This window comes from Leucobacter sp. 1207-22, assembly GCF_052850455.1.
Map to the genome: position 1 here is coordinate 1 of NZ_VXCR01000002.1, position 13,682 is coordinate 13,682.

General features: G+C 59.2%; 13 protein-coding genes. 11 read left to right on the forward strand and 2 right to left on the reverse strand.

Annotated features, from left to right (window positions below):
* Positions 1 to 340: 340 nt before the first annotated feature.
* From FW756_RS03165 to mnhG, 6 genes are read left to right on the forward strand one after another with little or no spacing between them, the layout of a single operon-like run.
* Positions 341 to 3,301 carry a Na+/H+ antiporter subunit A gene (locus tag FW756_RS03165; RefSeq protein WP_446429197.1) on the forward strand — a complete coding sequence of 987 codons (2,961 nt, stop codon included), beginning with the start codon at positions 341 to 343 and terminating at the stop codon, positions 3,299 to 3,301.
* The gene (locus FW756_RS03170) at positions 3,298 to 3,777 is read left to right on the forward strand and encodes a Na(+)/H(+) antiporter subunit C (protein WP_446428743.1); all 480 of its coding nucleotides are present in this window, start codon (positions 3,298 to 3,300) and stop codon (positions 3,775 to 3,777) included. Before FW756_RS03165 ends, FW756_RS03170 begins: the two co-directional genes overlap by 4 nt.
* Positions 3,774 to 5,435: a Na+/H+ antiporter subunit D gene (locus tag FW756_RS03175; protein ID WP_446428744.1), complete on the forward strand. Its 1,662-nt coding sequence runs from the start codon at positions 3,774 to 3,776 to the stop codon at positions 5,433 to 5,435. The genes FW756_RS03170 and FW756_RS03175 overlap by 4 nt, the downstream gene beginning before the upstream one ends.
* The gene (locus tag FW756_RS03180; protein WP_446428745.1) at positions 5,432 to 5,998 is read left to right on the forward strand and encodes a Na+/H+ antiporter subunit E; all 567 of its coding nucleotides are present in this window, start codon (positions 5,432 to 5,434) and stop codon (positions 5,996 to 5,998) included. Before FW756_RS03175 ends, FW756_RS03180 begins: the two co-directional genes overlap by 4 nt.
* On the forward strand, positions 5,995 to 6,330 hold the full coding sequence (locus FW756_RS03185; protein WP_446428746.1) for a monovalent cation/H+ antiporter complex subunit F: 336 nt from the start codon (positions 5,995 to 5,997) through the stop codon (positions 6,328 to 6,330). The genes FW756_RS03180 and FW756_RS03185 overlap by 4 nt, the downstream gene beginning before the upstream one ends.
* Positions 6,323 to 6,679 (forward strand): monovalent cation/H(+) antiporter subunit G, encoded by a 357-nt coding sequence (gene mnhG / locus FW756_RS03190; RefSeq protein WP_446428747.1) that lies wholly within the window; start codon positions 6,323 to 6,325, stop codon positions 6,677 to 6,679. The genes FW756_RS03185 and mnhG overlap by 8 nt, the downstream gene beginning before the upstream one ends.
* Positions 6,680 to 6,721: 42 nt before the next feature.
* On the opposite strand, the gene aceB is transcribed toward mnhG, so the two are convergent.
* The gene (gene aceB, locus FW756_RS03195; protein WP_446428748.1) at positions 6,722 to 8,365 is read right to left on the reverse strand and encodes a malate synthase A; all 1,644 of its coding nucleotides are present in this window, start codon (positions 8,363 to 8,365) and stop codon (positions 6,722 to 6,724) included.
* A gap of 248 nt (positions 8,366 to 8,613) precedes the next feature.
* Between aceB and FW756_RS03200 the strand changes: the two genes are divergently transcribed.
* From FW756_RS03200 to FW756_RS03215, 4 genes are all read left to right on the forward strand, one after another.
* Entirely contained in the window at positions 8,614 to 10,092 is a 1,479-nt protein-coding gene (locus FW756_RS03200) for a helix-turn-helix domain-containing protein (RefSeq protein ID WP_446428749.1), read from the forward strand.
* A gap of 125 nt (positions 10,093 to 10,217) precedes the next feature.
* Complete coding sequence (locus FW756_RS03205; protein ID WP_446428750.1) at positions 10,218 to 10,682, forward strand: FHA domain-containing protein; 465 nt, start codon at positions 10,218 to 10,220, stop codon at positions 10,680 to 10,682.
* 1 nt (position 10,683) lies between these two features.
* The gene (ftsR, locus tag FW756_RS03210) at positions 10,684 to 11,361 is read left to right on the forward strand and encodes a transcriptional regulator FtsR (RefSeq protein WP_446428751.1); all 678 of its coding nucleotides are present in this window, start codon (positions 10,684 to 10,686) and stop codon (positions 11,359 to 11,361) included.
* A gap of 138 nt (positions 11,362 to 11,499) precedes the next feature.
* On the forward strand, positions 11,500 to 12,075 hold the full coding sequence (locus FW756_RS03215) for a MerR family transcriptional regulator (protein ID WP_446428752.1): 576 nt from the start codon (positions 11,500 to 11,502) through the stop codon (positions 12,073 to 12,075).
* Between the two features lie 116 nt (positions 12,076 to 12,191).
* Here FW756_RS03215 and FW756_RS03220 read toward each other — a convergent pair whose 3' ends face one another.
* Positions 12,192 to 13,034, reverse strand: coding sequence for a ParA family protein (locus FW756_RS03220; protein WP_446428753.1), 843 nt, complete (start codon positions 13,032 to 13,034; stop codon positions 12,192 to 12,194).
* A gap of 124 nt (positions 13,035 to 13,158) precedes the next feature.
* Between FW756_RS03220 and def the strand changes: the two genes are divergently transcribed.
* Entirely contained in the window at positions 13,159 to 13,650 is a 492-nt protein-coding gene (gene def, locus FW756_RS03225; RefSeq protein ID WP_446428754.1) for a peptide deformylase, read from the forward strand.
* The last annotated feature ends 32 nt before the right edge of the window (positions 13,651 to 13,682 follow it).

Sequence of the window (13,682 nt, forward strand, 5' to 3'; positions counted from 1 at the left end):
GGGATTCGTTGGTTTGCACAGTGTGTGTGTGCGGCTGGCGGGTCCCTTCTCTTTTTTGTTTGTGCCCGCGTTTGGGTGGTGTGGGTTTGTGTGTTTGCTCACTGTGTGTGGGTGTTAGGGGTTCCGTTGGTGGGGCCCCTTTTTTGTACCCAAACACAGGAACAGGAAAAGCCTGAGTGCTGCAGGCACCCCCGGAGCCAGGGGAGCGGCCCGTTACTGCGCTTAGCGAGCGTCGCTTGCCGCAACATGGACACCTGTCAGGCCGGTGTTCGCTAGACTGGTACGAGTGATGTGATTTACGCCGGAGGACGGCAGTAGGGGAGCTACGCCTATGGGTGTTATGACGTTCATACTCTTGGGGCTGGCCCTCGTATCTACCGTCACTCACCTATTGGCTTCTCGCATTCGTTGCAGAGCGTTTTACGTGCTTGCCGCAATTATGGCGGCGGTCTTTGTTGTGCTCGCGTCGTTCGGCCCAGCCGTCCTTGGTGGCGAGGCGTTCGTCGAATCCATTCCCTGGGTCCCACAACTCGGTCTCGACATCGTTCTCAGGCTTGACACCCTTGGCTGGCTCTTCTCCCTGCTGGTAAGTGGTGCTGGCGCGTTGGTGCTTTTCTATTGCGCCTCGTACTTCGACGACACCGATCTTGGTCAGCCGAGATTCGCTGCGGTGTTTATGGGCTTTGCGACGTCGATGCTTGGCCTTGTTCTCGCAGATAATCTGTACTTGCTCTTCATCTTCTGGGAGGGCACGACCGTCTTCTCGTTTCTGCTCATTGGTCATGTCTTCCGTCTTCGTACGGCAAACGTTGCTGCCCTACAGGCATTGATGGTGACGACCTTTGGCGGGCTTGCTATGCTCGTCGGCTTTGTGCTGCTCGTGAATGCGTCCGGCACATCTCTCCTGAGCGAACTTGTTGCTGATCCGCCTTCTGGCATGCTCGCAACGGTTGCTATTTACCTCGTGGTCGTTGGAGCCCTGACGAAGTCGGCTATTTTCCCGACGCACTTCTGGCTTCCCTCCGCAATGGCAGCGCCAACTCCTGTGAGCGCGTATTTGCACGCTGCGGCGATGGTGAAGGCCGGTGTCTACCTACTCATTCGCCTCAGTCCTGGCTTTAGCGATGTTCCAGGCCTTCGCTGGACTCTCGTCGTTCTTGGCGCCATCACGATGCTGAACGGTGGCATCCGTGCGCTTCGTCAAAACGACATCAAGCTCATCGTCGCGCACGGTACGGTCAGCCAGCTCGGCCTGTTGGTTATGGTCGTTGGTGTTGGAGATCCCGTCACAACCTTTGCTGCGCTCGTCATGTTGTTCGCGCATGCCGCTGCAAAGGCACCGCTCTTCCTTTCCGTTGGCATCATTGACTATGCGACCGGCGTTCGTGATTTGCGTAGGCTTTCTGGGATGTCGAAGCGCTTCCCGCTGCTCGCGGTAGTGAGCGCCGCCGCAGCTGCTTCGATGGCTGGGTTCCCGGTGTTCTTCGGCTTCGTTGCGAAAGAGTCAGTGTTTACCGAGCTCATCGCTGCAGCAGACCGTCAGCCGGTGGCGATGGTTGCACTCGTAGTTGCATTCCTTGGCAGCCTGCTGACGGTTGCATACATGGTTCGCTTCTTCTGGGGTGCATTCATGACGAAGCCGGGCTGCGCCCCGACTCCGGTCACGCACAAGCCAAAGCCGATGTTCTTTGTGGCGCCTACGGTGTTCGTCGTGTTCGCGCTGCTGTTCGGGATCATCGCACCCGTGCTCGATCCCGTGTTCCAGCTTGCCTCGCCTGACATCCCTGGCGTCAGCGAGGCTGCCGAACATCTGAGTCTCTGGCACGGCTTGACGCCAGCGCTTTGGATCTCAGTCGCAGTAATGATTCTTGGCTCGCTGCTCTTCTTCCCCGCTCGGAAGCTGCAGTCGAAGTTGCCACCGGCTTCTGAGCGCTGGTCTGCATCGCACTTCTACTGGCTGATCACCCACTGGCTCGATGCGTTCGCGGTGCGCATGACCTCTATCACGCAGCGCGGTTCACTACCGTTCTACCTTGCCGTCATTCTTCTGGTGCTGATTTTCGGGGTCGGCGGCACAGTGCTCGCGCTTCGACCGTGGCCAGATGAGTGGCAGTTCGTGTCCTCACCTGTGCAAGTGCCGATCGCTATCATCGTGATTCTCGCCGCGGTCTACTCGCTTCGTGCACGCACCCGATTCAAAGCGGCACTACTCGTGGGCGTTACCGGCTACGGCATGGCAGTGATCTTTGCGCTGCATGGCGCACCCGACCTCGCGCTCACACAGCTGCTCGTTGAGACCGTCACGCTCATTGCGTTTGTGTTGGTGATTCGACGGCTTGCTCCTCGCTTCGGCAATCGCGCCTCGGTGAAGGTCCGTTGGGCACGCGCTGGCATCGGTATTGGCGTTGGCCTCGTGCTCGGCGCGGTTGCGCTCATTGCGCTTGGTTCGCGTGTCGCCGATCCAATCTCGCTGCAGCTTCCAGACCTAGCTGTGTACGGCGGGCACGGCCACAACGTCGTCAACGTCATGCTTGTCGATATTCGTGGCTGGGATACGCTCGGAGAGCTCTCGGTGGTGCTGGCTGCTGCTACTGGCGTCGCATCACTGGTGTTCTTGAGCACACGTGTTGATACGAAGCCCAAGTTGAGCCGTCGCGAGGCCCGCAGCGCGATGCAGGACCACATGATGCGTGTGATCGACCCGAAGGATCCTGAGCGTCGTCTGAGCTGGCTGCTTTCTGGTCGCATGCTCGATCCAGACCGTCGTTCAATCATTCTTGAGGTCGTCGTACGCCTGATCTTCCACGCGCTCATTATTCTGTCGATCTACCTGTTGCTCGCTGGCCACAACCTCCCAGGCGGTGGCTTCGCTGGTGGTCTGGTCGCGGGACTTGCGCTGGTCGCGCGGTACCTTGCTGGTGGTCGCTTTGAGCTCCGTGCGACGGTTCCGCTTGATGCCGGTCGCATTCTCGGCACGGGACTCGCACTCGCGGTGACAATGGCGATTCTGCCGATGTTCTTCGGCCAGGCGGCGCTTGCCTCGGCCTGGGTTGACGTCGACCTTGGACCGTTCGGCACGCTTCCGTTCGTCACATCGACGCTGTTTGACGTTGGCGTGTACCTGGTCGTCTTTGGCTTGGTGCTCGATGTGATTCGCAGCCTTGGCGCTGAAATCGATGAGCATGAAGAAGAAGACGAGGCCTTCGGTTTCGACTCTGGCCAAGACTTATCTGACGATGACTCTCGGACCCAGGAAATTCCAACGGCACTGACAACTGAAGCGGAGGTGAAGACACGATGACTATGCCCCTCATCCTGGTACTCGTGATGGTGGTGCTGTATGCCTGCGGCATCTACCTCATGCTAGACCGTGCGCTCACCCGGCTGCTGCTCGGCTTCCTCATGGTCGGTAATGCAACGAACCTCTTGATCTTCCTGATGTCTGGCTCGTTCGGCGAGGCACCGATTGCTGATGGCACCCCGGCAGAGGAGATGAGTGATCCGCTCCCACAGGCATTCATCCTGACCGCGATCGTGATTACCTTTGGCGTCAGCGCATTCTTGCTCGCATTGATTTATCGCTCATGGCGTCTTGCTCAGGGCGCGCATGACCGCCTCGAGGACGACGAAGATGATCTCGGCCTTGCTGGTGCGGAGATGCTCACGACTGAGGAACTCACTGACGAAGACCTGGAGGATGCTCCCGAATTCGAGGACGAGACGCCAGAAGATTCTGATGGCCGCGATCGGTTCGTAACAGGGGAGCGCAACGTATGATTCAGCTAGTTCCCCTCGTCGTGCTGATCCCGCTTGCTGGAGCCGCGCTTGCGCTTGCGCTGCCCGGGCGTCGCCGCATTCAGCAGGGCATTACCCTGCTGGTGCTGACGGCGGTGCTGGTGATCGGCGTCGCATTCATGTTCCTCGTGCATGAGAACGGCACGCTCATCATGCAGGTGGGCGGCTGGGCCGCACCATTTGGCATTTCGCTGGTAATTGACAGCGTCTCGGCGATTATGATCGCGGTGTCTGCGGTCGTCTTGCTTGCGGTCTTCTTGTTCTCCATTGGTCAGGGTTTTGCTGATGGCGATGACGAGACGCCGGTGTCAATTTACTATCCGACGTACATGGTGCTTGGCGCGGGCGTATTTAACGCGTTCATCGCGGGCGACCTCTTTAACCTCTTTGTTGGTTTCGAGATTCTGCTCGTTGCCAGCTACGTGCTGATTACTCTCGGCGGCACTGCGCAGCGGATCCGCGCAGGTGTGACCTACGTGGTGGTCTCGCTGGTTTCTTCGACGTTGTTCCTTGCAGCGATCGGCGTGATCTATGGCGCGACCGGCACAGTAAATATGGCGCAGCTCACCGTGCGAATCGCTGAACTTCCGGATGACGTGCAGCTGGTGCTGAACCTGCTGCTTCTCATTGCGTTTGGTATCAAGGCCGCTGTGTTCCCGCTTGCCTTCTGGCTGCCGGATTCGTACCCCACAGCCCCCGCGCCGGTGACGGCAGTTTTCGCTGGTCTGCTCACCAAGGTCGGCGTATACGCGATCCTGCGTACGCAGACCCAGCTCTTCCCGGAGTCGAGTATTGATCGCCTCCTGATGGTGGTTGCTGGGCTGACGCTACTCGTCGGTATTCTCGGCGCGATCTCGCAGCTCGATGTGAAGCGACTGCTGTCGTTCACGCTGATTAGCCACATTGGTTACCTCATCTTCGGTATCAGCATGGCAACAAGCCTCGGTTTCGGGGCGACGATCTACTACATGGTTCACCACATTATTGTGCAGACGACCCTCTTCCTTGCGGTCGGGTTGCTCGAACGTCACGGCGGCACCACTTCGCTGTCGGGGCTTGGTGGAGTGCTGCGATCCGCGCCCGTGATTGGCGTGCTCTTCTTTATCCCGATGTTGAATCTTGGTGGCATCCCACCGTTCTCTGGCTTCATCGGAAAGATCGGTCTTTTCACGGCGGGTGCGCAGTCCGGATCGGTCGGCGCATACTGGCTCATCGGCATTGGAACCTTGGTGTCACTCCTGACGCTCTATGCACTTGCTCGAACCTGGGTGCTGGCATTCTGGCGGCCAAAGGCGCGCAAGGACGCGGATCGCGGCAGCGCGAAGCAGCCCTCGACAGAAGCAATGATTCTGCGTCGTCGTGAGGAGCAGATGTTCGAGCAGCTGCAGGACGCACCCGATGCTCAGCCTGCGCAGGAGGAAAAGGACATTCCCAAGCTCATGACGGGCGCGACTGCTGGCATGGTCGTCGTGAGTATCTTGCTCACGGTGTTCGCAGGCCCGCTCATGACGTACGCGGAGCGTGGCGGCGACGAACTGATGGCGCCGAAGGCTGTCGTGCAGCAGGTCCTCGATGGTGAACCAGTGTTGCCGGGCGGCTCAGGCGAGACGACATCGATGGACGATGGAGGTGCCAAGTGACCTCTGCGAAGCGCTCTGCAGAGCGAAATGTGCGTCGAATTGAGTGGCGGATCCGTCTGCACGAGATTCCGCTCATCATTGGCCTCGTGATCCTCTGGATGATGCTTTGGCGTGAGGTCTCGCTATTGTCGGCAGTAAGCGGCCTCATTGTCGCGTTCGTGGCGATGCGAGTCTTCTATCTTCCGCCTGTTGACCTCGCCGGCCGTTTCAACGTGTGGTGGGCGGCACGGTACCTTGGGCACTTCCTATTGCAGCTTGGCGTCGCGTCATGGAATGTCGCTTGGCTCGCTGTGAAGCCAGGGCCAGCACCGAAGACTTCGATCATCGAGGTGCCACTGCGCACCAGGTCTGACTTCATTTTGACGATGGTCGGTCTCACGATCTCACTGATTCCAGGATCGCTCGTAGTCGAGGTTGATCGGTACCGCTCGACCCTGTATCTCCATGCGATTGATACTCCCACCGGTGTGGAAGTTGCGGCGATGCGAGCAGAAGTTGCGCGGATCGAGCGGCTACTCATTATGGCTGCGGGTTCGAAGGAAGAGATGGGGAAGGTTCGATGACCACATTCACGACAATCATGTTGATTGCGGTGAGCGCTGGCTTGTCTGTGACTGCCATCGCCGCGATTGTGAGGATCGTTCGCGGTCCTTCGATTCTTGACCGCATGGTTGCCTCGGACGTATTGCTCACGACAGTGATGCTGGCGCTTGGCGTCGATATGGTGGTGCGCGGACACACTCACACGATTCCGCTCATGATCGTGATTGCGGCAACTGCGACGTTTGCAACGATCGTGGTTGCGAAGTTTGTGCGGCGCAAGGCTGAACTTGAGACCCCAAATGGCACCGCTGGCGATTCGTCAGTAACCGAAGGAGTAGGCGCTCATGATTGAAGATATTCTCCACGTCATTTCGTTGTGCTGCCTCTTGGTTGCGGCGTTGCTTTCCGTAGCAGCAGGCATCGGTCTCTTGCGATTCCCAGATGTGCTGAGTCGTCTCCACGCTGCAACCAAGCCACAGATCTTCGGTCTGTTGCTCGTGATTCTCGCGATTGCCCTTGAGCAGCAGTCATTCATGACCTTGTTCGCACTGATTCCAGTCTTTGTCTTCCAGTCGCTGACGGCACCTGTCGCTGCCCACATGGTCGGCCGCGCCGCCTACCGAACCGGTGAGCTCGATGAGGAAAGCCTGGTGCTTGACGAGCTCGAACCAGCAATTGAACGAGCAAACGCCGAGGCATAACCAGCACCGGTTCTGCCTCGGCGTTTGCCGTGACGCGTATGGTTACGCGTCTACCAGATACCTGCTGTAAGCAGGAAGCGTGAGGAACGTCGGGAAATCATCGCCAAGTGCCACCTCAGCAAAGAGTTCCGCGGCATCGTTGTAGCGGTCACCTTCGAACCGTTCAAATTCTGCGAGGGTCTCGTCGAGAATCTGTTGCACCCACGCACGAGTAATGCGTGTGCCTTCTGCCGTGCTGTGGTCCTGATGGATCCACTGCCAAATCTGTGACCGGCTAATCTCCGCGGTAGCGGCATCCTCCATGAGGTTGTCAATGGCGACGGCGCCAAGTCCCCGCAGCCAGGCTTCGATATACCGAAGGCCAATCGAAACATTCTCACGTACGCCACCCTCAGTGACCTCGCGTCCGATGTGAACGTCAAGAAGCTGAGCGGCGGTGACCGTCACATCATCGCGTTGGCGATCGACCTGGTTGGGGCGGTCGCCGAGCACGTTGTCGAACTCTGCCTGCGCAACTGCGATGAGGTCAGGGTGAGCCACCCAGGTGCCATCGAAGCCGTCAGTAGCTTCGCGCCGCTTATCTGCGGTGACCTTTTCTTCCGCACGCGCTGTCACCTCGGGGTCACGGCGGTTCGGGATGAACGCGCTCATGCCACCAATTGCGTGGGCGCCACGCTTGTGGCATGTCTTTACGAGCAGCTCGGTGTATGCCCGCATGAAGGGAACGGTCATCGTGACTTCGCTGCGATCGGGGAGGACGAATCGTGCGCCACGGCCACGGTAGTTCTTGATGATCGAGAAAATGTAGTCCCAGCGGCCAGCGTTCAGCCCAGCGATGTGATCACGCATGACATAGAGAATTTCCTCCATCTCAAACGCGGCTGGCAGGGTTTCGATGAGCACGGTGGCGCGGATCGTGCCATGCGGGAGACCAAGTTCTTGCTCGGTGTAGGTGAAAATGTCGTCCCAGAGCTTCGCTTCTTCGCTTGACTCGAGCTTGGCGATGTAAAAGTATGGGCCGCGGCCGCGGGCGACAAGCTCGCGCGCATTATGGAATGCGTACAGTCCGAAGTCGACGAGGCTGCCCGATGCAGCGCCGGCCTGCCCCTGTGCGTCGACGAAGCGCATGTGCTTCTCCACCAGATGCCAGCCCCGGGGGCGCATCACGATGGTCGGAGTGCGTTCAGCCGTGACACGATACTGCTTGCCTTCTGGGCTGGTGTATTCCAGCTGCTCACGGATGACGTCGTAGAGCGAAAGCTGACCGCCGATGACGTTGTGCCAGGTTGGGCTCGTGGCGTCTTCTTGATCCGCGAGCCAGACCTTCGCGCCTGAATTCATCGCATTGATGGTCATCTTGGGATCAGTCGGTCCTGTGATCTCGACGCGACGGTCCTCAAGCCCTGGACCCGCTCCTGCGACCTGCCAGCTCGGATCCTCACGAATGAGCTGGGTGTCTGCACGAAACTTCGGGTCCCTGCCATTGCCAATTTCGTACCGGCGGCGTTGACGGTCGGCAAGGCGTTCGTGACGAGTCGTAGCGAACTTTTCGTGGAGGGCCGTGACGAACGCGAGCGCCTCCGGCGTGAGGATCTCATCGAATCTTGGCTGTGGGCGCCCGAGTACTTCGATACGAGGGCCGTGGGTGGCGGTGCGCTGCGGCGCTGCCGCCTGCATGGTGGTCATGATCTTTCCGTTCTATGCGTTGATTGGCTGCGTCGTTGACTTGGGTGCCCAAGCGATGTCGAGTGTCATGATGGGCTCCTCCGCTGGCCATCGAAACTGAGATGAATTTCTGGGTGTGAGTCCCATCCTGCTGGGGAAATCGCGACATAGTGCATGCAGTGCGGGGTGAAGAAGTGCATTTTTTCTACTTGCGCAAAGTTTCGCGTTGCTGCGACGATGAGAAGAAGCACGTGAGAAAGGATTCGACAATGTCGTCAGCCAACACAGAAGTACCGGTCGCTGAGGCAAGTGACGCACTGGTCCTTGGCCGCCGCATAAGGGAGCGCCGCATGCAGATGGGCATGACCCTTGAGCACCTTGCCAAGCTGGTTGACCGGGCGCCATCGCAACTTTCATCTATTGAGAACGGGAAGCGTGAGCCGAACCTGCCGCTCCTTCGTGCCCTTGCCGTGGCGCTCAACTCGACGCTCGACGAGCTCCTGAGCGATGAGGCGCCGAGCGCACGGGCTGCGCTTGAGATCGCTGTCGAGCGTGCTCAGCGTGGGCCCGTGTTTCAAGCTCTGGGCTTGCAGCCGATCCGCGTCTCAAAGACTGCGAGTGATGAGGTGCTTCAAGCCATCCTTGGTCTGCACCAGGAAGTCGAACGAGTGCACCGTGAGCGAGCTGCAACACCGGAGGAGGCGCGCAGAGCAAACACCGAGCTCCGCTCAGAGATGCGTTCCCTGAACAATTACTATCCAGCTTTAGAACGTGCCGCGCACGAACTGCTGGAGCGAGTGGGGTACACGGAAGGTCCTGTATCGCAGCGAACCGTCTCTGACATTGCCGAGCAGCTCGGCTTCAGCTTGCACTATGTGACCGGCATGCCTCACTCAACTCGTTCGGTCATTGATCGTCGAAACGGCCGGGTGTATCTCAGCAGCACACAGCCGTCACGTGACGCGCGCGCGCCGATTCTGCGTGCGCTTGCAGGAATCGTGTGCGGACACGAAGAGCCTAAGAACTACGGAGAGTTTCTGCGGCAGCGAGTCGAGTCGAACTATCTCGCGGGTGCAGTGCTCTTGCCGGAACAATCTGCAGTCCGTACCTTGCAGGACGCAAAGGCGGCGCGCGATATTTCAATGGAGGATCTCCGTGACGCGTACGCGGTGTCATACGAGATGGCCGCCCATCGATTTACGAATCTTGCGACGACGCATCTGAATCTTGAGGTGCACTTCACCAAGGTGCACGAGTCAGGGACGCTCATCAAAGCATATGAAAATGACGGCGTGCGGTTCCCCTCCGACGCGCTCGGCAACCTTGAGGGCGCCATGATCTGCCGAAACTGGACTGCTCGTACCATTTTTGCCCAACCTGACCGGTTCAACCCTTGGTATCAGTACACAGATATGGCGAGCGGTGGCACCTACTGGTGTACCTCACGCGTGGAGAAGGCGAAGGAAGGGTTGTACTCGGTGAGCGCTGGCGTCAGGTTTGAAGATGTGAAGTGGTTCCGTGGACGGGACACCCCGCATCGCACGGCCTCACACTGCCCGGATGACACGTGCTGCCGGCGGGCATCTCCTGAACTTACCGAGAAGTGGCAGGAGCTTGCTTGGCCGGAGGCGGCAACGCCAACGAGCCTGCTCGCCGCGCTCCCGACCGGAGCGTTCCCAGGTGTCGACAATCACGAAGTCTTTGCCTTTCTTGAAGCTCACGAACGGGCATCGAACTCGAAACCGTAATATCTCTGTGATAAATGGTGTTGTGGGATGCGCCCGCAGGCTTGCCTGCGATAGCGTAGAGAGTGCAACGCATCGACGGAGTCCCGCGGTGCGAGTTCGAGCGACGAGATCGGAATGGTGAAGCCATGAGCAGCGAAAATCGCCAGCGCGCAGCAGACGACACTGAGGTGCGTGCAACGCAGCAATTCCGAGATGATCTTGGTGCGATGATTCGGGCACGCGCGACTGATCTGACGGTTGATGAGCGCGAAGCAGTTGAGGCGCTTCCTTCTGGAGCGGCCTTGCTCGTCGTTCGTCGCGGACCTGACCAGGGCGCTCGATTCCTCCTCGACCAGGCAAGCACAGTTGCTGGTCGTCATCCCGCAGTTGACATCTTCCTTGATGACGTCACGGTTTCGCGTCGTCACGCTGAGTTCACGCGTGAGGGCACGACGTTCTCGGTTGCAGACCTGGGGTCTTTGAACGGCACCTATTGCGACGGAACTCGCATCGTAGGCTCGCGCGAGCTTGCTGACGGTGACGAGGTGCAGGTCGGTAAGTACCGGTTCACGTTCTTCGCGTCGCGATTTGACCTTTCGGATCTGATCTAGCGTGTCCGTCGCGGTTGCCCGCGAGCAGCCGGAGCGCCTGCTCAGTATTGGGCAGGTGCTTTCGGTTCTTTCAGAGAGCTTTGCGGATCTCACGCCGTCGAAGTTGCGCTTCCTGGAAGAGCAAGGTCTGATTGCGCCTGAACGGACCAAATCGGGTTATCGCAAGTTTTCCCAAGAGCACATCGAGCGCGTTCGCCTGGTACTGACATTGCAGCGGGATCATTACCTGCCACTCAAGGTCATCGCAGAGATGCTTGAAGAGCTTGATGCTGGGGGAGACCCCATCATTCCCGGCGCTGCAGAACGCAGCGTCTCGAGCATGCTCGCGCCGAGCAAGGTGCTCAGCGGAGAAGAGCTCTGCCGTAAGGCTGGCACCGACATGCGCTTCTTGGGGCAGGTGATTGCAGCGGGACTCCTGCCGGCCGCAGAGGTGTTCCCGTTTGAGTGCATTGCCCAGCTGGCTGCACTGGTACGACTCGCAGAGCAGGGGCTTGGGCCGCGTCATCTGCGTGCGGTGCGGGTTGCTGCAGAGCGCGACGCTGAACTCCTTGAGCGTGGGGTCGAAGCCCGCCTGGCACATGCCGGGGAACACGCACGCCGTGAAGCCGCACTGGCGCTTGCTGAAGACCTTGAAGCTGTTCGCTCGGGCGTGTTGCATCGCGCATTGAATGGCGCGTAACAGCTCGGAAATTCGCGGGAAATCGCGGGTGAAATCCATCTGAATCAGGGGTGGAAAATATTGCCGCGTGGCGGTCGTTGCGTGTGGGGAAAAGCAGGGATACCTTTGACTGTGTCCACCCCACCCGAAAGGAACGTCATGGAGCATTCGGAGCCTTCGCACGAAGGTATGCACTTCACTTCGCTGGGTGCTGATCTCCTGTTTGATGACGGCCTCCCGAAGCCAAACACTGATGGTGGCTTCAAGGGTGCTGTGGCGGCTCGCGCCGCGGGCATTACCTATCGTCAGCTTGACTACTGGGCGCGTACGGGGCTCGTTGAGCCGACCGTTCGTAGCGCGAAGGGTTCTGGTTCGCAGCGACTGTATGGGTTCCGCGACATTCTCGTATTGAAGCTCGTAAAACGACTGCTTGATACCGGTATCTCGTTGCAGCAGATTCGTACCGCAGTTGAGCAACTCCATGAAGCCGGGGTTCACGACCTTTCGCAGACCACCCTGATGAGCGACGGCGCGAGTGTGTATCTCTGCACCTCCAGCGACGAGGTTATCGACCTCGTGAGCCAGGGCCAGGGCGTTTTCGGTATCGCGGTTGGTAAGGTGCTTCGCGAAGTAGAGACGACGCTTGTCGATATGGATGACCATCGCGAGAAGGGCGAGTCGGACCTCGTTGATGAACTTGCAGTGCGTCGTAATTCACGCCTGAAGATTTCTTAAGCTTCTTGCATCGGGTCGTAACTGTACGGCCGCATGATGCAAACGCAGATGGCCCCTATGCTTCCGAAAGAAGCATGGGGGCCATCTGCGTTCTCCCGAAACGGGAGTGAGGTTCTTTAGTTCTCTGTGACGACCGTCTCAGTGTTGCCGCGCTGGGGCGCCGCTGGAGCATCGATCTCTGCTGCACGAAGCACGCGATCGAGGACCTGGTCAAAGTTTGCGGCCATTTCTTGGGCGGCTTCGCCTGGCCACAAGTGAACTGGCTTTGCTGCACCCTGAGCCTGCTGCAGCGCAGGGCGCTCAGGCAGCTGTGGGTTGAGTACGAGCGGGCCAAACATTTCGCGAAGCTCGCGAACGCGGAACTGATGCTCCTGCGACTGTGGCTGCGAGCGGTTGATGAGCACGCCGAGCGGCTGCAACCGGGGGCTCACGCCGCGGCGGATCTCCTCAATCGCGCGAAGCGCTCGGTCAGCTGCGGCAACCGCGAACAGGCTGGGCTCGGTGACAATGATGACGCGGTCACTTGCTGCCCAAGCCGTTCGCGTCAGCGCGTTCAGCGAAGGAGCGGAGTCGATGAGTACGAGGTCGTACTCGGACTCGAGTGACGCAAGCGCCTCTTCAAGCTTCCAGATATCACGGGTAGACGGGTGGGGCCCGTCGAAGTTAATTGCCGATGGGCTACCGACGAGCAGGTCAACTTTGCCGCCCTCGTGAAGGGCGTTCCAGCCACTTGGCGCGATGGCAGCGCGAACGGTGGCGGGCTTGGGGCTCTCGAGGACATCAGCCACGTTGGAGAAACCTGCGGGGTTTACTGCGAGGCCGGTCGATACGTCAGACTGGGGATCGAAGTCGACCACCAGAGTACGTAGACCGCGCGAGAACGCAGCAGAAGCCAGGCCAAGGGTCACCGTTGTCTTGCCTACGCCGCCCTTGAGGGAACTCACACTCAATACATGCACAGTGACAGTCTACTGGATCTCGATTGAATGCGAGCTGGATTTGAGGCGGAATCGCTCTACGCGGAATTGATGGCCTACCATCGTACGGTGGGCCAACCGTGGCCTGTGTGAGGAGCTCAACAGTATGGCGATCCGCGAAATTCGCGTGTTTGGCGACCCAGTGTTGCGTACGGTCTGTACCCCGATCGAAACAATCGATGACGGCGTACGGGCGATGGTGCAGGACCTATGTGACACGGTTGCGTTTGACGGCAGGGCTGGCTTGGCGTCAACCCAGATTGGGTACACCCAACGTGCGTTTAGCCTGCACATCGACGGTGAGGTGAGCTACGTTCTCAACCCTGAGCTCTGTGATCTTGAGGGCGAACCTGTGCCCACAGGTGAGGGGTGCCTTTCGGTGCCTGATCTGTGGTTTGACGTGTTGCGGTACCCACGCGCCGCAGTGCGAGGTATCGACCTCGACGGCAACCCGGTCTTGATTCGAGGCGAGGGACTCATGGCTCAGGCCCTCCAGCACGAGTGCGATCATCTTGATGGAAAGCTGTATATTTCACGTCTCGAACGTGAAGCGCGGGGTGAGGCAATGCGTCAGATCCGCACCTCAAGCTGGTTCTAAGCGGGCTGCGGCCAGCGGCTGCAGTGCAAAAC

Excerpts from the sequence above, each read along its gene's own strand:
- mnhG (WP_446428747.1), top strand. The coding sequence starts at position 6,323 with ATGATTGAAGATATTCTCCACGTCATTTCGTTGTGCTGCCTCTTGGTT.
- FW756_RS03175 (WP_446428744.1), top strand. The coding sequence starts at position 3,774 with ATGATTCAGCTAGTTCCCCTCGTCGTGCTGATCCCGCTTGCTGGAGCC.
- FW756_RS03215 (WP_446428752.1), top strand. The coding sequence starts at position 11,500 with ATGGAGCATTCGGAGCCTTCGCACGAAGGTATGCACTTCACTTCGCTG.
- FW756_RS03205 (WP_446428750.1), top strand. The coding sequence starts at position 10,218 with ATGAGCAGCGAAAATCGCCAGCGCGCAGCAGACGACACTGAGGTGCGT.
- FW756_RS03185 (WP_446428746.1), top strand. The coding sequence starts at position 5,995 with ATGACCACATTCACGACAATCATGTTGATTGCGGTGAGCGCTGGCTTG.
- FW756_RS03170 (WP_446428743.1), top strand. The coding sequence starts at position 3,298 with ATGACTATGCCCCTCATCCTGGTACTCGTGATGGTGGTGCTGTATGCC.
- FW756_RS03200 (WP_446428749.1), top strand. The coding sequence starts at position 8,614 with ATGTCGTCAGCCAACACAGAAGTACCGGTCGCTGAGGCAAGTGACGCA.
- def (WP_446428754.1), top strand. The coding sequence starts at position 13,159 with ATGGCGATCCGCGAAATTCGCGTGTTTGGCGACCCAGTGTTGCGTACG.
- FW756_RS03165 (WP_446429197.1), top strand. The coding sequence starts at position 341 with ATGACGTTCATACTCTTGGGGCTGGCCCTCGTATCTACCGTCACTCAC.
- aceB (WP_446428748.1), bottom strand. The coding sequence starts at position 8,365 with ATGACCACCATGCAGGCGGCAGCGCCGCAGCGCACCGCCACCCACGGC.